The organism is Mammaliicoccus sp. C-M13 (genome assembly GCF_022386845.1).
GTDB classification, from domain to species: domain Bacteria; phylum Bacillota; class Bacilli; order Staphylococcales; family Staphylococcaceae; genus Mammaliicoccus; species Mammaliicoccus lentus.
The window spans coordinates 77,380-99,150 of sequence record NZ_JAJNHQ010000009.1; the positions used below are offsets into that span (position 1 = coordinate 77,380).

23 protein-coding genes are annotated in these 21,771 nt (G+C 31.8%); 8 read left to right on the plus strand and 15 right to left on the minus strand.

Annotation, left to right across the window (positions count from 1 at the left end; all coding sequences use genetic code 11):
• The first annotated feature begins 38 nt into the window (after positions 1 to 38).
• The 3 genes from LQ615_RS08575 to LQ615_RS08585 all read left to right on the plus strand — a co-directional run bounded on the left by LQ615_RS08575 (position 39) and on the right by LQ615_RS08585 (position 2,796).
• Positions 39 to 905 carry a GNAT family N-acetyltransferase gene (locus LQ615_RS08575; protein ID WP_239703979.1) on the plus strand — a complete coding sequence of 289 codons (867 nt, stop codon included), beginning with the start codon at positions 39 to 41 and terminating at the stop codon, positions 903 to 905.
• Positions 906 to 1,125: 220 nt separating this feature from the next.
• Positions 1,126 to 1,983, plus strand: a complete 858-nt coding sequence (locus LQ615_RS08580; RefSeq protein ID WP_016998794.1) for a GRP family sugar transporter — start codon at positions 1,126 to 1,128, stop codon at positions 1,981 to 1,983.
• Between the two features lie 27 nt (positions 1,984 to 2,010).
• Complete coding sequence (locus LQ615_RS08585) at positions 2,011 to 2,796, plus strand: glucose 1-dehydrogenase (RefSeq protein ID WP_016998793.1); 786 nt, start codon at positions 2,011 to 2,013, stop codon at positions 2,794 to 2,796.
• Between the two features lie 87 nt (positions 2,797 to 2,883).
• Here LQ615_RS08585 and LQ615_RS08590 read toward each other — a convergent pair whose 3' ends face one another.
• Both LQ615_RS08590 and ybaK read right to left on the minus strand, forming a co-directional pair.
• A complete protein-coding gene (locus tag LQ615_RS08590) occupies positions 2,884 to 3,795 on the minus strand; it encodes an AEC family transporter (protein ID WP_016998792.1) in 912 nt (303 codons plus the stop codon).
• Between the two features lie 103 nt (positions 3,796 to 3,898).
• Positions 3,899 to 4,381 carry a Cys-tRNA(Pro) deacylase gene (ybaK, locus tag LQ615_RS08595; protein WP_016998791.1) on the minus strand — a complete coding sequence of 161 codons (483 nt, stop codon included), beginning with the start codon at positions 4,379 to 4,381 and terminating at the stop codon, positions 3,899 to 3,901.
• Positions 4,382 to 4,431: 50 nt separating this feature from the next.
• On the opposite strand from ybaK, the gene LQ615_RS08600 reads away from it, so the two are divergent.
• Together LQ615_RS08600 and mspA are read left to right on the plus strand one after the other, a co-directional pair.
• Positions 4,432 to 4,599 (plus strand): SE1832 family protein, encoded by a 168-nt coding sequence (locus LQ615_RS08600; RefSeq protein WP_016998790.1) that lies wholly within the window; start codon positions 4,432 to 4,434, stop codon positions 4,597 to 4,599.
• Positions 4,600 to 4,614: 15 nt separating this feature from the next.
• A complete protein-coding gene (gene mspA, locus LQ615_RS08605) occupies positions 4,615 to 4,935 on the plus strand; it encodes a membrane stabilizing protein MspA (RefSeq protein ID WP_016998789.1) in 321 nt (106 codons plus the stop codon).
• A gap of 51 nt (positions 4,936 to 4,986) precedes the next feature.
• Here mspA and LQ615_RS08610 read toward each other — a convergent pair whose 3' ends face one another.
• The 3 genes from LQ615_RS08610 to LQ615_RS08620 form a co-directional block, all read right to left on the minus strand.
• Positions 4,987 to 6,144 carry an aminotransferase class I/II-fold pyridoxal phosphate-dependent enzyme gene (locus LQ615_RS08610; protein WP_016998788.1) on the minus strand — a complete coding sequence of 386 codons (1,158 nt, stop codon included), beginning with the start codon at positions 6,142 to 6,144 and terminating at the stop codon, positions 4,987 to 4,989.
• Positions 6,145 to 6,339: 195 nt separating this feature from the next.
• Entirely contained in the window at positions 6,340 to 9,513 is a 3,174-nt protein-coding gene (locus LQ615_RS08615; RefSeq protein ID WP_070044896.1) for an efflux RND transporter permease subunit, read from the minus strand.
• Positions 9,514 to 9,629: 116 nt separating this feature from the next.
• Positions 9,630 to 10,880: a lipid II:glycine glycyltransferase FemX gene (locus LQ615_RS08620; RefSeq protein ID WP_026023597.1), complete on the minus strand. Its 1,251-nt coding sequence runs from the start codon at positions 10,878 to 10,880 to the stop codon at positions 9,630 to 9,632.
• Positions 10,881 to 11,009: 129 nt separating this feature from the next.
• Here LQ615_RS08620 and LQ615_RS08625 point away from each other — a divergent pair, with 129 nt between their 5' ends.
• Complete coding sequence (locus LQ615_RS08625; protein ID WP_016998785.1) at positions 11,010 to 11,267, plus strand: hypothetical protein; 258 nt, start codon at positions 11,010 to 11,012, stop codon at positions 11,265 to 11,267.
• Positions 11,268 to 11,358: 91 nt separating this feature from the next.
• On the opposite strand, the gene LQ615_RS08630 is transcribed toward LQ615_RS08625, so the two are convergent.
• Entirely contained in the window at positions 11,359 to 12,558 is a 1,200-nt protein-coding gene (locus tag LQ615_RS08630) for a putative multidrug effflux MFS transporter TcaB (RefSeq protein WP_016998784.1), read from the minus strand.
• Between the two features lie 150 nt (positions 12,559 to 12,708).
• Between LQ615_RS08630 and LQ615_RS08635 the strand changes: the two genes are divergently transcribed.
• Positions 12,709 to 13,749 (plus strand): SDR family oxidoreductase, encoded by a 1,041-nt coding sequence (locus LQ615_RS08635; protein WP_135031143.1) that lies wholly within the window; start codon positions 12,709 to 12,711, stop codon positions 13,747 to 13,749.
• Positions 13,750 to 13,817: 68 nt separating this feature from the next.
• On the opposite strand, the gene moaA is transcribed toward LQ615_RS08635, so the two are convergent.
• Genes moaA through LQ615_RS08665 form a run of 6 tightly spaced genes read right to left on the minus strand, consistent with a single transcriptional unit; the run spans position 13,818 to position 17,876 of the window.
• Positions 13,818 to 14,840, minus strand: coding sequence for a GTP 3',8-cyclase MoaA (gene moaA, locus LQ615_RS08640; RefSeq protein WP_016998782.1), 1,023 nt, complete (start codon positions 14,838 to 14,840; stop codon positions 13,818 to 13,820).
• A 26-nt stretch (positions 14,841 to 14,866) separates the two neighbouring features.
• Positions 14,867 to 15,457, minus strand: a complete 591-nt coding sequence (mobA, locus tag LQ615_RS08645) for a molybdenum cofactor guanylyltransferase MobA (protein ID WP_016998781.1) — start codon at positions 15,455 to 15,457, stop codon at positions 14,867 to 14,869.
• A gap of 7 nt (positions 15,458 to 15,464) precedes the next feature.
• A complete protein-coding gene (gene moaD / locus LQ615_RS08650) occupies positions 15,465 to 15,698 on the minus strand; it encodes a molybdopterin converting factor subunit 1 (RefSeq protein WP_016998780.1) in 234 nt (77 codons plus the stop codon).
• A gap of 2 nt (positions 15,699 to 15,700) precedes the next feature.
• On the minus strand, positions 15,701 to 16,147 hold the full coding sequence (locus LQ615_RS08655; RefSeq protein ID WP_016998779.1) for a molybdenum cofactor biosynthesis protein MoaE: 447 nt from the start codon (positions 16,145 to 16,147) through the stop codon (positions 15,701 to 15,703).
• An 8-nt stretch (positions 16,148 to 16,155) separates the two neighbouring features.
• Complete coding sequence (gene mobB, locus LQ615_RS08660) at positions 16,156 to 16,620, minus strand: molybdopterin-guanine dinucleotide biosynthesis protein B (protein WP_239703980.1); 465 nt, start codon at positions 16,618 to 16,620, stop codon at positions 16,156 to 16,158.
• Positions 16,617 to 17,876, minus strand: coding sequence for a molybdopterin molybdotransferase MoeA (locus tag LQ615_RS08665; RefSeq protein WP_239703981.1), 1,260 nt, complete (start codon positions 17,874 to 17,876; stop codon positions 16,617 to 16,619). Before LQ615_RS08665 ends, mobB begins: the two co-directional genes overlap by 4 nt.
• A 69-nt stretch (positions 17,877 to 17,945) precedes the next feature.
• On the opposite strand from LQ615_RS08665, the gene moaC reads away from it, so the two are divergent.
• The gene (moaC, locus tag LQ615_RS08670; protein WP_016998776.1) at positions 17,946 to 18,425 is read left to right on the plus strand and encodes a cyclic pyranopterin monophosphate synthase MoaC; all 480 of its coding nucleotides are present in this window, start codon (positions 17,946 to 17,948) and stop codon (positions 18,423 to 18,425) included.
• A gap of 1 nt (position 18,426) precedes the next feature.
• On the opposite strand, the gene LQ615_RS08675 is transcribed toward moaC, so the two are convergent.
• The 3 genes from LQ615_RS08675 to LQ615_RS08685 form a co-directional block, all read right to left on the minus strand.
• A complete protein-coding gene (locus LQ615_RS08675; RefSeq protein ID WP_016998775.1) occupies positions 18,427 to 18,927 on the minus strand; it encodes a MogA/MoaB family molybdenum cofactor biosynthesis protein in 501 nt (166 codons plus the stop codon).
• Positions 18,928 to 18,938: 11 nt separating this feature from the next.
• Positions 18,939 to 19,940, minus strand: coding sequence for a ThiF family adenylyltransferase (locus LQ615_RS08680; RefSeq protein ID WP_103268752.1), 1,002 nt, complete (start codon positions 19,938 to 19,940; stop codon positions 18,939 to 18,941).
• Positions 19,941 to 20,132: 192 nt separating this feature from the next.
• Positions 20,133 to 21,293 carry a nitrate/nitrite transporter gene (locus LQ615_RS08685; RefSeq protein ID WP_016998773.1) on the minus strand — a complete coding sequence of 387 codons (1,161 nt, stop codon included), beginning with the start codon at positions 21,291 to 21,293 and terminating at the stop codon, positions 20,133 to 20,135.
• Positions 21,294 to 21,771: the final 478 nt, after the last annotated feature.

A 21,771-nucleotide genomic window follows, 5' to 3' on the forward strand; every position in this document is an offset into this window, starting at 1 on the left:
ATTATAAATAATCGATGTCCATTAAAGGAGTGACTTTCATGAAAATACTTCCACTTAAGCAAATCGATCCTGTCGCCCAGTATATACAAGAGAAAAACATTCAAGATGAAAATCATGTACAATATATTCCAGATTGTATTGATAGTATTAAGTCATCTTTAAATAACAAATTTGATGAACAATCTTTTTTCTATCTTTACAATAATGAAGAAATAACCGGGATTCTAGGTTTCGAAAAAGTAGATAAAGAAACTGTAAATGTATGGGGCCCTATCGTAAATGACACTTCTGAAAAAACTTTACAATCATTAAAAGAAGCTTGGGATATGCTTTTAAATAATCATCCAGAAGTTAAATATTGTCACATATCTTTACATAAAAACCACATACTCAACAATAGTAAGTTAAAAGCATTGCGAGCAGGCTATGTTGAAACACAATATACACTTGAAATACACCAGCCCCCTCACGAAATAGAGGAACAACATCAAATGATTCATTACAGTAAACCATATTTTTATTCGTTCGATAAACTTCATTCTAAAAGTTTCATAGATAGTGAAGTAACTTCTGAAGATATAATAGATTCTTTAGATGATGACCACGCTTTATATTTATTTATGGCGGAAGGTCTCGTAAAAGGATACATTTATCTTTCAATAGATATACCAAAACACTTGGCAACTATTCCTTATCTTGCTTCACATAGAGATTACAGAAAACAAGGCATCGCTTTTCAAATGATTCATTATGCTACAACTCAAGCTTTCAATCATAATGAAGTTGAAACAGTACGCATTCATGTTGACAGTAAAAACCACGAACAAATACAGCTTCTATATGAGAAAGTTGGATTTAAAATTACAAACGAAGTGCATCATTTCAAGTACGTTCGCCTCTCTTAGGAAGCGGGATGACTAAGTTTGAAAAAAGCTTGATATAAGCGTATTTTCAATCCTAGTCAGGTACTGCCAATATAAAAAAAGTCTGGAACATAATCTATGTTCCAGACTTTTTATTGTAATTTAACATTGTAAGCGATTTATTAAGTTTATTAATTGTTTTGCATATTTAATAATGGGTAAAATGGAAGATGAATTCAATTATAGAAAGCGAGTTGTCCATATGGATTATCTTATAGCTCTGTTACCAGCATTGTTCTGGGGGAGCGTTGTATTAATTAATGTGAAAGTCGGTGGCGGACCTTATAATCAAATTTTAGGTACGACTATCGGTGCATTTATTATAGGTATATTACTCTTCATTTTTGGAGATGTAGAATTTACATTCCGTACTATTATTATAGGGATGATTTCCGGTGCCTTCTGGGCTTTAGGACAAGGATTCCAATTGCGGAGTGTTGATTTAATTGGTGTTTCTTTAACAATGCCAATATCTACAGGTTTACAACTATTGGGTACAACATTATTTAGTGCCGCATTCTTAGGTGAATGGGATACTGGCACACAAGTTGCACTTGGATTAACAGGATTAGTTCTTTTAATCATCGGTGTTATTTTTACTTCTGTGCAGAAGAAAGGTTCAACTAGCAGTGGTAATTCTAAAAAATTCGGCCAAGCAATACCGATTTTACTTATTTCAACTGTTGGTTATGTAGTTTACGTTGTAATCGGCCAAGTATTTGGCGTAGAAGGATGGGATGCTTTATTCCCTCAATCTATAGGTATGGTTATCGGTGGTGTGATTTTATCATTTAAACATAAGCCATCCGTTAAATATACAACTTTTAATTTATTACCAGGTATAGTATGGGCATTAGGTAACATGTTCCTATTTATCTCTCAACCAAAAGTTGGGGTTGGAACAAGTTTCTCATTCTCACAAATGTTAGTTATCGTCTCCACTTTAGGGGGTATATTCTTATTAGGCGAACAAAAAACAAAACGCCAAATGACTTTCATTTGGATTGGTATAGTTCTCATAATTATCGCAGCATTTATTATAGGTTTTGCTAAAGGATAATTAAATTAAAGAGAAGGAGTGTTTAATATGTATAATGATTTAAAAGATAAAGTCGTTATCATTACAGGAGGTAATAGCGGTATAGGTAAAGCAACTTCAGAACGTTTTGGAAAAGAAGGCGCTAATGTCGTTATTAACTATCTTAACAATTCAGAAGAAGCGGAAGAAGTTGTAAAAACTATTCAAGATTCAGGCAGCAAAGCAATTGCTGTTCAAGGTGATGTATCTAAAGAAGAAGATATTAAAAACTTAATACAAAAAGCTCACGAAGAATTTGGCCGAATAGATGTTATGATAAATAATGCTGGTTTTGAAAAGCCTATACCAACACACGAAATGAGTACAGAAGAATGGTCTAAAGTAATAGATATCAACTTAACTGGTGCTTTCTTAGGTAGTAGAGAAGCGGTCAAATATTATTTAGAACATGATATTAAAGGACAAATTATTAACACAGCAAGTGTTCATGATAAAATTCCATGGCCAAACTACGTTAACTACGCTGCAAGTAAAGGCGGTTTAAAATTAATGATGGAAACAATGTCAATGGAATACGGTAAATACGGTATTAGAATTAATAACGTTTCACCAGGTGCTATTGTTACAGAACATACACGTGAAAAATTCTCAGATCCTACTACAAGAGATGAAACATTAGAAATGATACCATTAAATGAAATTGGTGAAGCATATCAAGTAGCCAACATTAATGCATTCTTAGCATCTGAACAAGCAAGCTATGTACACGGTACAACTATTTATGTAGATGGCGGAATGACTAACTACCCAGCATTTATGGGTGGTAAAGGTTAATATATAAATGCTCCTAACTCGTTAGATTTTTAATTAACGAATTAGGAGCATTTTTTTCTTGAATTATTTATGTCTCATACGCTTTTTCTATACAAATAATAACTGATACATATATAAAATCACAATTGAAATAATAATACTTAGATTAGTGGCCATGCCGACAATAGGCAACGTTTTATATTTGAAAGTAATAGCGTATGAAAGCACTGATACACCTATCGGCAACAACCAGCCAATTAATAATGTTGTTTTAATCATTGGATCAGAAACTGGTAAGAAGAAATGGACAAGTAGTCCCATTAATAGACCGAACCCATAATGGAATAATAAATATTTAACAACGATTGGTAAATATGCCTTTTCAATTTTGAAGTTAAGGAATAAGCCTAATAATATCATAGACAATGGCATATTAGCGTTGGATATAATTTCAAAGAAGTTTATCGCTTTTCCTGGTATTTGTATGTTTAATATGTTTAAAATGAACATAATAATATAAGTCATTAGAGGCACAGTTTTTAATAATTTTACGCCCATTTGTTTGAAATCAAATTGGTCTCCACCATCATTAAAGTAACTGCCTACAAAATAAGTTACTCCAAACATAATAATCGCCGTACCGATATCTAGCATACCAAAATATAATAACCCTGTTTTAGGCCATATTTGTGCCACCAACGGATAAGCAAATAAGCCGATATTTACAGAAGCGGCCATCATCCCTACTGTACCTCTTATTTGATTATTATATTTTTTCTTGAATAACCATATAATAAGTAATTTAGCTAAAACACCGTATAAAATCATTAATATAGGTAGCCAACCTAAAGATAAGTCCAAGTCTGAACCGTTCAAATTGACGATAACTAATGATGGTAAAGTTACGTTTAGTACTAGTGTAGCTAATACATTACCATCTGAAGCTTTAAAGAATTTCAACTTTTTAAGTATGTACCCTAATGTAATCAATAAGATTATCATTATGAAATTTTCAGTCATTTTATCACTTCTCTCGTAAAACTCACATTTTTATATGTTAACATTGTTTAATTTTTATGCACACTTTTTGTTTGAAATTCTTTTTAATTATACTAAAATTAATTTAGTTATGTTTTAATATATCATGAAACTCAATATCAATTATACTTGCTAAGTCATTTGGGTCTATTTCAACTTGATACCCTCTCTTACCAGCACTTATAATAAAACTTGATAAAGACTGAGCACTGTCATCAATAATTGTTTTGAAAGATTTTTTCATACCAATTGGAGAACAACCGCCTCTTACATACCCTGTTACTTTTGTAAGTTGATCAAGTGGTAGTAATTCAAGCTTTTTCTGTCCAACAGACTTACTTGCTTTCTTAATATCTAAATGTTCAACTACTGGTATTACAAAAATATAATGCTCATTTTTATCATTCATTAGAACTAATGTTTTATACACTTGCTCTACTGGTTTTTGTATAAGTTTTGCAACTTGATCCCCTTCAATATGTTCTTTCCCTATTTTAAATTCGTGGATATGATAAAATATATTGTGTTGATCAAGTATACGCATAGCATTCGTTTTTAATTTTTTCATCTTTGTCACCAACTTTAATTCATTCAATAATATAAAGGAGTGTTTCAATTATGGATTTAAACCAACAATTGTCTGAACTTAAATATGATTATATTCGTATTCAAAATGATTTAGAAAAGCGAGAATCTACAGGTCAAGCAACTCAAATGTTAGAAAAGCAACTCGAACAAATTGAGGATGAAATTAGTAAAGTACGTGCTCAATTAAATCAAGATTAACGAAAGGAAGCAACCATGTTAATTTTAATTCTTTTATTATTCACACTTATTTATCTTATCATAAGCTATTTAAGTATTTATCAACTTCATACGATGTTAACTCAAGCTTTACGTTTTATCATGGGACTTATGTTATTAGTCTTTTTAGGAAGTATGATATTTACTTTTCCACTTCAATACTGGTGGTTACTAGCTGTATTGCTATGCTTAGTTTTAAATATAGAAATTACAGCATTTAAATATCGTGTGAAAGATAAAAAAGGTATTCAATTACTTAATTTAATGACAATTTTCATTCTCATTATTTATGTTATTTTAATATTTATTATTTTTTAATTAATGTCGAAAGAGTCCGGGCCATAAATAATTGTTCTGGACTCTTTTTTATTAATATAAATCTGCTAAGCTTTGTAATCTTTTCGCACCTTCATATAATTGTTCATCATCCAAGGCTAATGATATTCTTACATGATATTTACCATTTTCTCCAAATGGAATGCCAGGTGCTACTAAAATCGATTGTTCTTTAAGTAAATATTCTACAAAAGATTCACCATCAAACTTCGGTGGAACTTTTAACCATAAAAATATACCACCTTTCATCGGCTCAAATGGTATATTCACTTCATTTAAAGCAGCTTCAAACTTTGTTCTTCTTTCTTTAAATATTTCGTTTTGTTCATTTAAAAAGTCATCACATTCATTTAATGCCAATGTGCTTGCATCTTGTAATGCACCAAACATACCAGCATGTGTGTGAGTTTGATATTTTTTTAGCGCTGCTATCATCTCTTTATTACCCACTGCAAAACCTACTCTATAACCAGACATATTATAACCTTTAGATAGTGAATATATTTCAATTGCAGTTTCTTTAGCATCTTTAGATTGCAAAATGCTCGGATTCTTTTCATCAAATCCAAAAGCACTGTAAGCAAAATCATGCACAATTTGAGTGGACGTATCTTTAAATCTTTGAATTGTTTCATCAAAGAATGAAGTCGTTGCTACTGAACCAGTGGGATTGTTTGGATAAGTTAAATAAATTAATGTTGTATTTTTTAAAACGTCTTGATTTACTTCATCCCATTTAGGTAAGTAATGATGTTCAGGCTTTAACTCAAGCGGATAAGGATTGGCTCTCGCTAATAAAACACCAGCTAAATAGTCTGTATATCCTGGATCGGGTAATAGGACATTTTCATCAGGTTCTACTACGCAAGTTGGTAATGAGACTAAACCATTTTTAGTACCGTATAATATACACACTTCATCTTCTGGATCTAATTCAACATCGTAATGCCTCTTATAAAAATCTACTATTGCTTGTTTAAATGTCGATTTCCCGTGAAAAGCTCCATATTTTTGATTTTCAGGTTTTTGAATCGCATTAATAAATTCGTCAACAATCACTTTAGGCGTTTCCCCATCTGGAATACCTACTGCCATGTTAACAAGTGGTAACGGTCCGTGTTCAACTTTGCGCCCCATCGTCTTACCAAAGTAACTATCAGGTATTTGAGACAATAATCGAGATGTTCCCATTATAACGACTCCTTATCAAATAAATTCGAATAAATACTATATGAATATATTCTATCAGAGTATATATATCACACAAGCTTTAGCTGATTAATTTACTAAGAATTATATCATTTTATTTAAAAATTAAAAAATCAGAGGAAAACTCTTAATAATAAGAATTACCTCTGATTAATTTCTAATGACTATATAAAATATTTATTCTACCCTTTCACTTGGGTTTTTAAATATTTTCTTTTTAAATTTCATAATGATTTCATATGAAATTGGTACAACTAATAATGTTAATATCGTAGATGAAACAAGTCCACCTATAACAGTTATAGCTAATGCTTTAGATATCAGTACAGAACTTCCACCACCGAATAACAACGGTACTAAAGCACCAATTGTAGCAATGGCTGTCATTAATATCGGACGTAAACGTGTTCCTGCTGCTTCAATTAAAGCTTCTCGTGTTGACATACCGCTTTGTTCCATATTAATAACTCTATCTATTAATACAATCGCATTGGTTACAACGATACCAATAAGCATTAACATACCAATCATACTTGGAACTGAAATTGTTTCTTGCGTAATTAACAATCCAGCTACTACACCAATAATAGATACTGGTAATGAGAATAGTATCGCAAATGGTGCTAATCCACCTTTAAATGTTAAGACAATAACTAAGTAAACGATTAATATCGCAGCTGCCATTGCCAACACTAATTGTTCTATTGCTTCATTAATATCATCATTGGTACCACCTACGTTTACATCTACATCATTAGGTTTATCCAATTTAGATACTTTTTGATTAACATCAGATGTTACTTTGGCAACATCGTCTGCAGTAATTTTTGCATCTACTGAAACGGATATTTTATCATTTTCTCTCGTAATTGTATCAGGTGAAGTTGTTTTCTTAAGTGATGCTATCTCACTCAATTTAACGTCTTTACCTAATGGTGTCGTTAATTTTGTATTTTTTAATTTGTCTTCTGACCAGTCTGTTTTTTCATCCTTAGTCAATTTCACATCTATAGATTTACCATCGTCATTTAATTTTGTAACGACTTTATCTTGTGTTGTTTGATTAAGTGTCATTGCAATTTGACCAGCTGATAAGCCGAGTTTCGTTGCTTTATTTTGGTCTACTTCAATATCATACTGTTCATATGATTCAGAAAGGTTTGAACTTACGTTTTCAACTCCACTTACTTTAGCAATTTCTTTTTCTACACTTTTAACTGTATCTTCTATTGCTTCAGTTGATGGTCCAGAAACTTTAACAGATACTTCGTTTGCTGTACCGCCTGTAGAAAAGTCTTGTTGTTTCCATTCTCCTTTATGATCAAATGTTCCAATGTGATCCATTACTTTTTTACCAACATTGTCCCAATTTGGAGTATCTTTATCATATTTCACCATTAAAGCCATATCATTTTGAGCTGACGGATTGAATGGATTTTCTCCACCGACGCTATATTGAACAAAGTCTACATTTTTATCTTTTGATAAATACTTTTCTGCCTGCTCACCATTTTTAACAACTTGTTCTTCTTTTTCACCAGGTGAAGGTTTATAAGTTAGTGCTAACATCTTGTCTTCACCAGTATCTATAAATGATTTCCCAATATACGGAGTAAATACTAAAACGATACTCGCTACGACAAGTATAAGACTTAGTAATATAACAAGCCACTTATGATTTAAGTTCCATTTTAATACATTTTTATATTTACCAGCTAACCAATTGCCTTTTTCTTTTTTGCGTTTTTTAATACCATTTTTAAAGAATATGTGTGATAACACTGGTACTATCGTTAACGCGATTAGTAATGAAGCAAGTAAACTAAATGCTACTGCTAAAGCAAATGGTCTAAACATCTCACCGATTTGACCAGTTACAAATGCTAATGGTAAGAATACGACTATTGTAACGATAGTAGATGACATAATCGGAATAAACATTTCTTTAGTTGCACTCGTGATTAATTTTCCACCAGTTAACTTTTCAGCGCTATCCGTCATCCGTCGATAAATATTCTCTATAACGACAATCGAATCGTCAATTACACGACCTATCGCTACTGTTAAGGCACCTAATGTTAAAATATTAAGTGAAACATCTAACGCCTTTAACCCTATTAAAGCCATTAGTAATGACATTGGTATTGATACCATTGCTATAATTGTTGATTTCAAGTCTCTTAAGAAGAAGAGTATGATGATTACGGCTACAATTGAACCTATCAACGCTTTTTCAACCATTGTAGATACAGAGTCTTTAATAGTTGAAGCTGTTTCCATTAATTGTACTGATTCAATATTTTTATGATCTTTCTTATAAGCTTCAACTTCTTTATCTACATTATCTACTACATCCACTAAATTGGCATCCGTAGCTTTTGTAACTTGTAACGCAAGGGCATTTTTGCCGTTAGTTTTTGAAATTGAATCTCGTTTCTTTTCTTTTTTTACATCAGCAATGTCTGACAGTTTTACTGTTGGAATACTTTGCGATGCTTCAGAACTTTCTTCATCGCCTTGCGCTGCTTGCTGTGCTTGACTTGCCTGTTCTGCTTGACTAGCGCCTCCTTGACTAGCTTGCTGGTCTCCACCACTCGAAGCGCCACCAGTCATTGGAATTTCTAAATCTTTTAATGCTTTAATTGATGTGAAACGACCATCGACTACTATAGATTTCAAGTCATCTCCGAAAGTATATAACCCTAATGGCGATTCTTTTGTAGCACCATCGATATATTGAAGAACTTCATCTTCTGACAAACCTCGTTTAGTAAGTTCATTTTGATTAAATTCTAAGTTAACTTCTTCCAATGTTTGTCCTGATAAAGACACACTTTCAACTCCATCAACTTTTTCAAGCTTAGGAATTAAATCTGATTCCATTTGTTTTGTAACTTTTTCTAAATTATCATTTTTATCAGAAATTGAATAACTGACTACAGGGAATGAGTACATAGACATTCTACTCATGTCTGGGTCTTGAACGCCTTCAGGTAAATCAAGTTCCTCTAATTTCTTTCTTAATTCTGTTTCTGCTTCATCCATGTCTGTTTGGTATGTATATTCTAATGTGATGGCAGATGCATTTTCTAACGATTGACTCGTTACATTTTCTACACCTTCTAAGTTTTGTACTTGTTTTTCTACAGGTTCTGTTACATTATCAAGTACACTTTCGGGTGTAGCACCAGGATATGGCGTTGTGACTGTAATAACGGGTGTTGTTACATCCGGTAATAACTCAAGTTTCATTTTAAAAGCTGAATATACGCCACCCAATAATATAATAATTGTCATTAACAAAATGGCAAATTTATTATTGAGTGAGAACTTTATCATTTTTTGAACCACTCGTTTTCCCCCTATTTATCTTTTCTTAACTCATTCTATAATATAACGGTCACTATTCATACAACTAACAGAGAATAAAGCACTAAAAATTTTTAATTTTTAGTGCTTTATTAATCTTAATTTCTCTTTATTTTTTTCTCTATTTTTCTCTTATAAGTTGTAACAGCCGGTTTAACCTTTTCTATTGCTGTATAAATTGGTTTATTTAATACATAATCAAATTCACCAATTTTTTCGCTTAAGTATGTTCCCCAAACACGTTTAAATGCCCATAAACCATAATGTTCATGATCTTGGTCTGGGTTATTGTCAGTGCCACCAAAGTCAAACTTAGTTGCACCTTTTTCTTTAGCAAAACGCATCATTTCGATAATCATACGATGGTTCGGTAAAAATTCACGATACTCGTTTGAAGAAGCACCATATAAATAATATGATTTTTTACCACTAAATATAAGAATACCACCTGATAAATAAACGCCATCTGGTTTTTTCTCTTTAAGTTCTTCCATTTCTTGAATGCGTTTTTCATAATTTCCTAGCTTTTCTTCTGCATCTTTTAGTTGGTTTACAACTTTCTTATTTTGACGTTTATTTTCTAGTTTTTCTTTTTCTTCTAATAAAGCGTCACGTTCTTTAAATAAATCTTTAAGAACTTTATCTGGAACAACTTTGACTAAGAATAACTCACAATCTCCATCTGGATGTAAATGGTCATAGATGTTTTCAAAGTATGACAAATCTCTAGTTAAGAAATTATCACGTTCGCCAGTTTCTTCCATGATTTGCGCAAAGATTTTTAAATCGTCTCTATTTCCTATAATTAAATCAGTTCCTCGTTTTAACGAGTTTCTCACACGTGAACGATTACGCTTATCAAAACTTTGCATTAAATCTTCTTCAGATTGATCTACTTTAGTAATCATCGTCATTCGTGGTTGAATATATGATTTACTTAAACCATCTTCAAAACCTTTATGTTTGAATCCTAAAGAAGTTAAAAATTCTAATACACCTTCTGACTCTTCTACTTCAATATCAGGGTCAATTTTAATCGCATAACTTTTTTCATTTCTAGCTAATTCTTTCGAGAGTTCCAAAAGCATTTTTACAGATTTTTCATCTTTGTAATCTACTACAAAACCTCTTGATATGTAACACAATGTGTAAGGTAATTTTGGTACTTTTTTAAATAACATTTGCGCTACACCAGTAAGTGTTTCACCGTCACCTACAGCAATACGACGAGAATACCAACCTGTAAGCTTTTTGGATTCTGCCCACTTTGTAAGTTGCAACATATCACCATTTGGATGTTGCTTTACAAATTCATCATGTTGCTCATGAGTGATATTCATTTTTTTAATCGCCATTTATAAATCTCCTTTTTATCAATTCGTTTCTTAATTATACAATGAAACGTTCATTAATTTCACGTATTAGCCTAACATTTGTTATACTTAATAAACAAAACCATAAAGTTAGGATTGAAATAAATGAGACAATTATTACTTGTGTTGTTCATTATACTCAATACTATCATGATTGTTACAAGTTTAAACGTTGATATTGAAATCAATTTTTTAAGTTACCGCGTTATACTTGTTGCATTCAGCTTTTTATTGAGCATAGTATTCATCCTTGAAAATGCTAATAAATCCACACTAACTTTAGCAATTTTAAGTGCACTTGTTGCTTTAGGTCATTTATCAATAATTATTCAGAATGTATACCTTAATGTATATTCTAATTAAATTCAAACATCTTGAGTTTTGGTGCTAACCTCTGCTCAGCATAATTCTCCCAATCCACTGGACTGGGAGAATTTAATTATATCTATTAAGTTTAATTAACTTTAAACACTTTTCTATTAATCATGAATAAAATGATTAAAATGAGTGAAACTATGACAATTGTTAATACATATGGTATAACATCGTGTTCTCCTTTTATCCCGACAAGTGGTGTTACAAGTCCTCCAAATGCAAATTGTGATAATCCTAATAAACTAGAAGCACTTCCAGCACCACGTTTATTGTTTGCCATAGCTATTGAAAATCCTGTAGTACCAATTGCAGAAACAGGACTTACTAAAATAAAGAAACCAATCATAAGTATCCAAATTGACCAACTATTTAACAACGTTAGAGATACTATAATAACGCCTATAATTTGTACAAAAGCGAATACTTTCATCAATGTATGTTCATCAAAACGATCAACCAATTTATTAACCAACTGTCCTGAAAATATTAAACCAAGTCCATTAAAAGCAAACATCCAACTAAAAGCAAAAGAGGAAACGCCATATACTGATTGTACGATAAATGGTGATGCTGAAATATAACTAAACAGTAATGCAAAAGTACTACCTTGTATAAATAATGGTAATAAGAATTTTGGATTTTTTAATAATTCTTTAAAGTCTCCTAAAATTTCGCTTATTCTACCCGAAGAACGATTATTTTCAGGTAATGATTCTGTTAATTTATAAAATGATAAGCAGAACATTATCGCTCCAAAAGCTGTCAGTACTAAAAAGACAGTTTTCCAAGTAGAGAATTCAAGTATTATCCCCCCTAGCACAGGTGCTAATATAGGCGCGACACCGTTAACGAGCATTAATACAGCTAAAAATTTAGTTAAAGCCTTTCCGGAATATAAATCACTCGACATTGCCCGGGAAATAACTGCACCTGCTCCGCCGGTAAAACCTTGAACAAATCTTAAAGCCATCACGACATATATATTTGGAGCAAACACACATAATATCGAAGCGATAGTGTAGACAACCAACGCAACCATTAAAGGTTTCTTACGACCAATAAAATCTGACAGTGGTCCTACAAATACTTGTCCTATTGCTAAACCTATCATAAATAATGTTAAAGTAAGCTGTGTATTCGATGTGCTTGTATTAAAATCATTACTTATCTCAGGTAATGCAGGTAAATACATATCAATAGAGAATGGACCAAAAGCAGTTAATAAGCCTAATATAATAATTAAAAATAACGAAGGTTTAGCCTTCTTTTGTTCGATCATAAGACATGCTCCTTTATGTATAATACTTTCTATTATATGCTTTTTAAATTTCAAATATCAATATTATATTTTATTACGATATATAAACGCTTTACTTTCACGAAACCATCATTCAAAATATAGTCAGAAACAAAGTAACGGAGTGAAATAATGAATATATTTTTAACCGGTGCAACAGGCTTTGTAGGTGCTGAATTAATAAAATCACTTGCTAAAGATGCGCACAAGAATTTTTACATTTTATACAGATCTGAACAAAAGAAATTAATGCTATTAAATAAAGTGGAAGAATCATATCATGAAAGAATGCATTTTATTTATGGTGATATTACGAATGAAAATTGTAACGTTAGTGAAAATCAAATTAAAGACATACCACAAATAGATAAATTTTATCATTTAGCTGCTTTAGTGAAGTTTAATTTTGAATTAGCTGATGAATTGTTCCAAATTAATTATACGGGTACTCAGCATGCAATAGAATTAGCGAAAAAGCTGAATAGTAAACATTTCCTTTACGTATCCACTGCTTACACAATAGGTGAAAAAGAATTAGCCTATGAAGAACTTCACCCGATAGATGCGCCAACAAACAACCCATATGAAGCTTCTAAAGTACAAGCTGAACATTTAGTCGCTCAGGAAAAAGATATGGCAACATCTATCATAAGACCAGCTATCATTATAGGAGATTCAGTAACTGGAGAAGCAGATTCTAAATTTACATTATATGGATTTATGAAAGCTTTAAAAGTTTTTAAACGAAGAATCACTAATAAAAACATTGAAACTGTATACAGATTATTTGGAGATAGCACACATACTTCTAATTTTGTACCTGTTGATTATGTTGTAGATGTTTTGACGGTGGCTTGTGATTATGCAGAAAATCAAAAAATTTATCATGCAACAAATAATTATCCGCCTTCAAATGATTTTATTTTTGAAACAATAAAAAAACATTTAGATTTTCATCAATTAGAAGTCGCACCTATATCTGAAATTAATACCATTACAGATGAAGAAAGAGTGCTTAATAGTTTTATAGATGTATTTGCACCTTATTTTTCAAAATCCATTAACTTTAACGATGAAAATACAGCATATATGATGAATCAAGCAGGTAAAGACACTTTACAATTGAGTCATGATGCACTAGATATGATTATTCGTGTATATTTTGAAAAATAAAGGTTTCTTTATACAAATGAAACAGCAACCCGTTATTTTAAAATTAACAGGTTGCTGTTTTTTTACGTTTAACCACCAATATAATTCATGTTGATTTTGTTTTTCTTACGTCTCGCCACTGTTGCTTCCGTTCTTTCATCTGAATATTTATCATCTCGAATATTCCATAAATGTTTGAGTGTTGTTAATATTTCATTATCTGTCTTTCCATCTCGCAATTCAGTTTTTATATCATAACCATTTTTCTCAGCAAAAAGACAACCATAAAATTTTCCATCTGAGGAGATTCTTGCTCTTGTACATGAAGAACAAAATGATGCAGATACACTTGTAATTAATCCAAATTGAGCACCATTATCTTTATGTCGGTAATAAGTCGCGACCTCGCCAAAATAACTTGATTCTACTGGTTCGATTTCAAAATGTTGACCGATTTGTTCTAGCATTTCTTTTTTCGTGACTACTTTATCAAAATTCCAACCATTATCATTTCCTACATCCATAAATTCTATAAATCTTACGACAATATTGTTATTTTTAAAGTATTCTACTAAAGGTATAATTTCTTGATCGTTAATACCTTTTTGTATAACTACGTTTACTTTTACTTTAAAACCTATTTTCTTAGCGTAATCAATTTGTTCAAGTATTTGTGAAGCAGAGATATTACGGTTGTTAATCGATTTAAATAGTTCATTATCTAATGCATCTATGCTGACATTAATCCTTCTTAATCCTGCATCGTATAGATTTTGGCCGTGTTTTTTTAGCAACAAACCATTCGTTGTTAAACCAATATCATTAATACCTTCAATTTCATTAATACCTTGGATTAATTTATACAAATCACGTCTTAAAAGAGGTTCTCCTCCTGTAATTCTTACTTTTTCAACACCAAGGCTACTGTATAATCGAGCTAAACGGATGATTTCGTCAAAACTGAGCAGTTCTTGTTTAGGTAAAAATACAAAGTCATCGCCAAATATTTCTTTTGGCATACAATAATCACATCGAAAATTACAACGATCCGTAACAGATATTCTTAAATCTCTAATTGGTCGTCCTAATTTATCCTTGATTGCTTGATTCATCGTAACGCCCCCTCTACCTACAACAGTTAATGCTCTATTTCTTTCAAATCCTCTTGATAGTTAATATTTTTATACCAATTATGTTGATTATTTATTTCATCCACATCTAACCATTGTGCAGGTCTATTTTCATATATTTCTTTCATTCTATATTGACCTTGATCTAAAGATTGTTTAATCTCACTTTTAACACGATGACTATAAAATGCTAATGTTGGCATTTTAAAACCATTCGCTTCATATCCAGCAATATCTAGCTGTTCCTCCATTACTCGAGATATAAAAAATTGATATAAATAACTGATAGATTTTTCAGTTACCATCGGTGTATCACATGCAATCACAAAATAACATTCGGTATCGTATGATTCCATTACACTGTATATACCGCTTAATGGACCGTTATTTGCATATACTGGTTCATCTACTACAACATCACTATAATCAAATGAATCTTTTAAAGTTTCATTTGTACTTATTACAATTCTCTCGAACAAGTTGGTTTGATTCAAAGTTTTAATAATTTTTTTATAGAATACTTCTCCTTCAATTGTTGCAAAAGCTTTTGGTGAACCAAAACGACTGGATTGTCCTCCAGCTAGAATTATTGCTATCATTTTTCTTTTACCCTCCACTAACTGGTGGAATAAGTGCAACTGTAGCATCACTAGTTATTGTGTCATCATCTTGCACAAACTCCTCATTAACAGCTATTTGAAAAATTTCTCCTTTTAATTCCGGATAATTTTCAAATAAATATTGCTTAAATTCTAACACAGAGTATGTTTTATTGAGCGTAATTTGCTCTTCTTTTTTGTTTAATAATTCTTTTAAATGAGCAAAATACAATACTTTCATAATCAGTCCTCCATTTTAATTGAAGAATGGTATTGTTTTTGGGAACCTTGCCATTCTTCACCATCTTCCCATATCTCTTTTTTCCATATTGGTACAATTTCTTTTATACGCTCTATAGCATATTCATTTGCCGCATATGCATCGTGCCTATGAGGTGAAGAAACACTAATAACAACTGCAATATCAGAAATTTGTAACTCACCAATTCTATGGGCAATTGCAATAATTGTACCTGGCCACTTTTTTTCAATTTCTTCGCCTATTTGAGCCATTTTTTTCTCAGCCATAGGCTTATAAGCTTCATATGCTAAATATTCTGTCTTGATGCCTTTTGTCCATTCTCTCACATGTCCTGTAAATACTACAATAGCTCCTTGTCGTGAGTTTAATGTCCATTCTCTATATTTTTCTGGATTTATTGGTTCAGAGACAATTTCAAATTGTTTCATAATTGCACCTACTCTTTTTGGAATAACCATTTTTTAAACCAATCAAGAAATAGTTTTCTTTCATCTTGATTGTATGCATTAAAGTTATAGACTACATTGCTTAATTTATCTTTTAGACCATCTGTATTTTCACCCAATACTACTTTAGGGTAATCTTCAGATTTGAATCCTTCAATCAATAAAATATCTGGTTGTATGGATAAATCTTTGTTAATAATTTCTGTTAATGAACGATGTACTTTTGTGACACGTTCAATTAATTCATGTCCCAAAACGATACTTTCTTCTGCACCATTATTAATAAATGAAAGACTATCTACTTCTTTATGATTTAAAGATATATCTTGTGTTCCATGCCCATGGTGTTTAATCGTCGAAACAGATAACTGGTATTCTTGGCATATTTTAATTAAGTCATTAATCAAAGTTGTTTTACCACTATTTTTATAACCTACAATTTGCATGATTTTCATATATTTAAATTACTTTCGTATGATTGATGATCAGTAAGTAATACCTTTACTTCATCACCTTTACTGTAACCTCTAGTACCACTCGGCAATATGATCATTCCGTTGCTTTTTGCTATTGCAACCACAGCGTTTGATTTATTAAAACCTGATGGAACAGCAATTATCCCGTCGTTTGTAAATGAGAGTTTACCTCGAATGAATCTAGTAAAAGGATTAGGTTTTTTAAAGTCTTCACCTAATTTAGCATTTATAATAACTGGATATATATCTTTGCTTGCCATCATTCTTAGAATAGTTGGCTTTGTGAATAAATGAAAACCCGAATAACATGCAGAAGGGTTACCTGATAACCCAAATAATAGTTTGTCATTTTTATAAGCTACTGTTGTAACACTACCAGGTCTCATTTGTACTTTATTGAATAATACTTCTGCATCAATTTCTTTATATACTTGTGGTAAATAATCAAAGTCCCCTACTGATACGCCACCTGTTGTAATGACAATATCATTTTCTGCCAGTGCTTTATTTACACTTTCAGTACATCCTTGTAAGTTATCCTCTTGTATTTTATAAGTTTTGGATTGAATATTCATTTGGTCACATAACGCTTTAATCATTGGGCCATTTGAATTTCTGATTTTACCTGGTTCTAATGGTTCATTAGGTCCTACTAACTCACTACCTGTTGCAATAATAGCTACTGTCGGTCTTTTAAATACTTTTACTTTTTCATAACCAAAAGTAGCTAACACAGCTATAACACCACTGTTAACCAATTGACCTTTTTCTAATACAACATCATCTTCCGTACATTCTTCACCTTTAAATGCAATATTTTCTCCAGTTTTAAAAGGTTTTCTAATTGTAAATCCTTTTTCATTTTCTGTCGTTTGTTCAAACATAACGACTGCATCTGCACCTTCAGGTATAGGAGCTCCAGTCATAATACGAACCGCTTCGTAACCTTTAATACGCACTTTAGATGGTGTTCCTGCTCCAATGTGATCAACTACGTCGAATTGTATTCGGTTATTACTTTCTGCCCCTTCTGAATCTTTACTATTGACAGCAAAGCCATCGAATGGTGATTTATTAAATCTAGGAATATCATATGTAGCTATAACATCTTCCGCCAATATATAATCCAGAGCATCATCAATATGTACTGTTATAGGATCTTTATTCTCAACAACTTCAATAACACGTTTTATCGCATCATCAACTGGTATTGGTTTTCTAATTTCAACTGTCATAATATGCACTCCATTCATAATTTAACTATGTTCACATGTTATAATAAACTTAAGAAAGGATGATTATACATGTCAGATTTCACACATTTTAATGAACAAGGTCGAGCGAAAATGGTAGACGTTTCAAATAAAGAAACAAGTACAAGAATTGCTGTCGCTCATTCAAGTATTCAAGTTAATGAAAAAATTTATAACCAAATTCAAAATGGTAAAAACAAAAAAGGTGACGTACTAGGAACTGCTCAAATTGCAGGTATTATGGCTGCGAAAAACACGAGTCAGCTTATTCCTATGTGTCATCCTTTACAACTTACAGGTATTGATATCGAATTTAACTGGGATGTTGAAGATTTGAATAACTTAAATATAACTGCAACAGTTAAGACTAAAGGCCAAACTGGCGTTGAAATGGAAGCATTAACGGCTGCCAGTGTATCAGCTTTAACAATTTATGATATGTGTAAAGCTGTAGACAAAGGCATGATTATTGGTGAGACTTATTTATCTCATAAATCCGGAGGCGTTAATGGAGACTTCAATCGTCAATAATTTACTTATTAAGCTCATACACTAAATGATTTAATTCTTTAGTTATGAGCTTTTCCATTGCCAATTTCACAGCGCCAGTTGACCCTGGTATAGACATTATAATTTGCTTACCTACTGTTCCAGCGACTGCTCTAGATAAAATTGCACGAGAACCTACATCTTCTGTATAGCTCAAATATCTAAATATTTCTCCAAAGCCCTCTATTTCTTTGTCAAATAACGGTGTAATTGCTTCGATTGTAACATCTCGTGGACTTATACCTGTCCCACCTGTTGTTATAATGGCGTCAATATCTTGAGATAGCCATGTTTGAATAGCTTCTCGTATAAAAGATGCATCATCTCTAACTATTTTATAATGCTCTTCTTTTACCGACACATTCATACCATTTAAATAAGATAGAACAAGTTGCCCACCTTTATCAGTTTCTTTATTTCTAGTATCACTAACTGTTAAAACTGCAATGTTTATATTTCTATCAATTTTATCAATCACACTCATTATTTAACCTCCTAGCCAAACATATTTTCTACAAATTGTTTACCCTCTTCTACAGATCCGATATCGTGAATTAATAATCTTCCGTTATTAAAAGCAACAACTCGGTGATCATCATATAAATATTGAATCATATAAGCATTTGATTTATGCAACAAACCATTTTGAGCTATAAACTTTTCAATAGCTGGGCGATTTAACTTTTCATTAATATATTGAATTGTATCGCGACCACACAGCTCAGTAATCATTTGACTTGATGATGATAAATGAGGATAAGTTGGATTTTCTCCGCATGTTTCACATTCATCTCGTTTCATTTGTGTAAAACCAAATGATTGATGGTCACCTTCCCATACATCACCGAATGTTAACTTCGGCGTAAACTCTTCTCCAGATAAAATTTTAAGCGCATCTGTTACTTGTAAGCTTGTCGCCATAGTAACTGCTGGATTAATGACACCAACAGTATCACAAGTGCGATTTATAGCCGGGATTTCTGGCAATAAACAATTAAAGCACGGTGTTTTTTCTGGGATAAATGTAGCTTGAACATATGTAGATTCTAAGCAAGCACCATAAATCCATGGAATATTCATTTTATATGCAAAATCATTTATTAATAATCTCGTATTAAAATTATCTGTAGCATCAATGATGACATCAGAATATCGTGCAACTTCTTGTAATAATTTAGCGTCACATTGTGCGATATAAGTTTTTATTGTTATATCTTCTCTAATTTTTCTTAAATGTTTTTCTGCAGCGACTACTTTTGGAAGCATTTCTTTTATATCACTTTCAGTAAATAACGTTTGTCTTTGCAAGTTTGATACTTCTACATAATCACGATCTATAATATTTAATCGCGCTATCCCTGAGCGTGTTAACTGTTCCGCAACATGCGTTCCAAGTGCACCCATCCCTACTATTGTCACATTACTTTTTGCTATATTTTCTTGTCCTTTTTCACCAATTTTATCAAATAAAATTTGACGAGAATATCGTTCGTTCATTTATACCAACCTTTCACGACTCTTTATCTCCATTATAGATTGAAATTGCAATATCCTCAATCAATAGAGGGAATTGAACAGAAATATAATAATTTAGGGAGCGGTACAGAAATCCTAATTTTAAAAAGATTTTATAGTGCTACTATAACTAACGAGTTTGAGACATTGATTATGTTCCACTCCCTAAGAACATTAAATTGTTTTCTTTTCTACTTTTGTCATATGCATCATCGAGATTAAAGCTACTAAACCAAATATCGCTAACAAGAAAAATGCTAAATGGTTTGAACCTGTTAAGGCTGTGACCATAGTAATAATAAGTGGTGGGAAAAATCCTCCTAAACCGCCCATCATTGATACGATTCCGTTTACTACACCAGCTTCTTTGCTGAAATAAGTAGGAACAAGTTTGAAAATTAGCCCATTTCCAATACCTGCAGACACACTGATTGTTAAGCAACCAATTGTAAATAACATGATATGATTTGATAATGCTAGTATTAAAGCACCAGCTATCATAATGCCAAAGAATATTTTCAACATATTTAATGCATTAAATTTATCGCCTAACATACCACCAATTGGTCTTAATATTGTAGCTATTGCGATAAACACACCAGTTCGTATCCCTGCATCTACTTTGTCGATTTCAAAGTGTCCTACTAAAAAGTTTGGTAAAAATAATCCGAAAGCTACGAATGCACCAAATGTGATGAAATACCAAAAACTGAAATAGTAAAGTTTATAGTTGTTTGCTACTTGTTTAGTTTGTTTTAACATAGGTACTTTAACTTTAGGTTCTTGTTTATCTCCAAAAACAAACATCAAAATAGCAAATAACGCCATTACTAGTACATATAATTGAACAGTATGTTGCCAACCGATAGCCCCTGCTATTGGTGGAGCTAAAAATGATGAAACAGCTGTACCTAAATTACCCATACCGTATATACCATTAGCAAAACCATGTTTTTCTTTCGGATAATATTTAGGAATCGATGTAACACCAACTGAAAACACCGCACCACCTAAACCAATAAAGAATCCAGCTATCATTAGTCCTGTAGTTGAAGTTGCTTGACTTAAATAAAATACTGGAAAAATTAAAATAATAAAACTAATTAAAAAGACAAGTCTAGATCCAATTAAGTTTGTGTAATAACCAATAGGAATTCTTAGAATTGAACCTAGAATAACAGGTATCGCTAAAATAATAGCTTTCTGACTTTCTGGTACGTTAAAATCTTGTGATATGTATGGCATTAAAGGAGCTAAAATACTCCACACCATAAATCCTGCCATTAAGCTTAAGGTTTGTAACGGTAATTGGACTTTACCTGTGTTGTTTTTCATGACTTTCACCCTTTTTATTTGTAGATAATTTAAAACTCTTTTCAACTACATTTTAGGTTATTTGTGAAAAACTGCACATAAGGAATTCCCCTTACCTCCTTCAGTAATTTCCCTATAAAATAATGGTGTGAGGTAGAAGTACTTAACTCAAAATAATTCTCCTAATCTGCTGATTTGAAAGTGCATGGTTGTCTAGAGTATGGCTCGAGCCTGTAGTCTCTCGCGCATACTATTCCCTTGGGCGTCAGCACTTTACAAATTCGTTCAAGTGAAATTCAAAGCTAAATTGATAGTTAATCTAATAAATTGAGCTCTTATTGGATTTTCGGCTTAATTAATCCAACAAAAGGTGTTCTACTTGGATTATTGCCTTAGTTAATCCAACAAAAGGTGTTCTACTTGGATTATTGTCATACTTAATCCAACAAGCAAGTCATCTCTCGCCACTCTAAGTCGTATCAACAAAAAATAACGTACA

Coding starts and splice junctions, on each gene's coding strand:
- LQ615_RS08590 (WP_016998792.1), bottom strand. CDS start 3,795: ATGACTGAAAATTTCATAATGATAATCTTATTGATTACATTAGGGTAC.
- mobB (WP_239703980.1), bottom strand. CDS start 16,620: ATGAAAATCATGCAAATTGTAGGTTATAAAAATAGTGGTAAAACAACT.
- LQ615_RS08630 (WP_016998784.1), bottom strand. CDS start 12,558: ATGATCGAACAAAAGAAGGCTAAACCTTCGTTATTTTTAATTATTATA.
- LQ615_RS08655 (WP_016998779.1), bottom strand. CDS start 16,147: ATGAAACAATTTGAAATTGTCTCTGAACCAATAAATCCAGAAAAATAT.
- mspA (WP_016998789.1), top strand. CDS start 4,615: ATGTTAATTTTAATTCTTTTATTATTCACACTTATTTATCTTATCATA.
- LQ615_RS08585 (WP_016998793.1), top strand. CDS start 2,011: ATGTATAATGATTTAAAAGATAAAGTCGTTATCATTACAGGAGGTAAT.
- ybaK (WP_016998791.1), bottom strand. CDS start 4,381: ATGAAAAAATTAAAAACGAATGCTATGCGTATACTTGATCAACACAAT.
- LQ615_RS08675 (WP_016998775.1), bottom strand. CDS start 18,927: ATGAGTGTGATTGATAAAATTGATAGAAATATAAACATTGCAGTTTTA.
- moaA (WP_016998782.1), bottom strand. CDS start 14,840: ATGAATCAAGCAATCAAGGATAAATTAGGACGACCAATTAGAGATTTA.
- LQ615_RS08685 (WP_016998773.1), bottom strand. CDS start 21,293: ATGAAAAACAACACAGGTAAAGTCCAATTACCGTTACAAACCTTAAGC.
- LQ615_RS08680 (WP_103268752.1), bottom strand. CDS start 19,940: ATGAACGAACGATATTCTCGTCAAATTTTATTTGATAAAATTGGTGAA.
- moaC (WP_016998776.1), top strand. CDS start 17,946: ATGTCAGATTTCACACATTTTAATGAACAAGGTCGAGCGAAAATGGTA.
- LQ615_RS08635 (WP_135031143.1), top strand. CDS start 12,709: ATGAATATATTTTTAACCGGTGCAACAGGCTTTGTAGGTGCTGAATTA.
- moaD (WP_016998780.1), bottom strand. CDS start 15,698: ATGAAAGTATTGTATTTTGCTCATTTAAAAGAATTATTAAACAAAAAA.
- LQ615_RS08625 (WP_016998785.1), top strand. CDS start 11,010: ATGAGACAATTATTACTTGTGTTGTTCATTATACTCAATACTATCATG.
- LQ615_RS08575 (WP_239703979.1), top strand. CDS start 39: ATGAAAATACTTCCACTTAAGCAAATCGATCCTGTCGCCCAGTATATA.
- LQ615_RS08580 (WP_016998794.1), top strand. CDS start 1,126: ATGGATTATCTTATAGCTCTGTTACCAGCATTGTTCTGGGGGAGCGTT.
- LQ615_RS08610 (WP_016998788.1), bottom strand. CDS start 6,144: ATGGGAACATCTCGATTATTGTCTCAAATACCTGATAGTTACTTTGGT.
- mobA (WP_016998781.1), bottom strand. CDS start 15,457: ATGATAGCAATAATTCTAGCTGGAGGACAATCCAGTCGTTTTGGTTCA.
- LQ615_RS08665 (WP_239703981.1), bottom strand. CDS start 17,876: ATGACAGTTGAAATTAGAAAACCAATACCAGTTGATGATGCGATAAAA.
- LQ615_RS08600 (WP_016998790.1), top strand. CDS start 4,432: ATGGATTTAAACCAACAATTGTCTGAACTTAAATATGATTATATTCGT.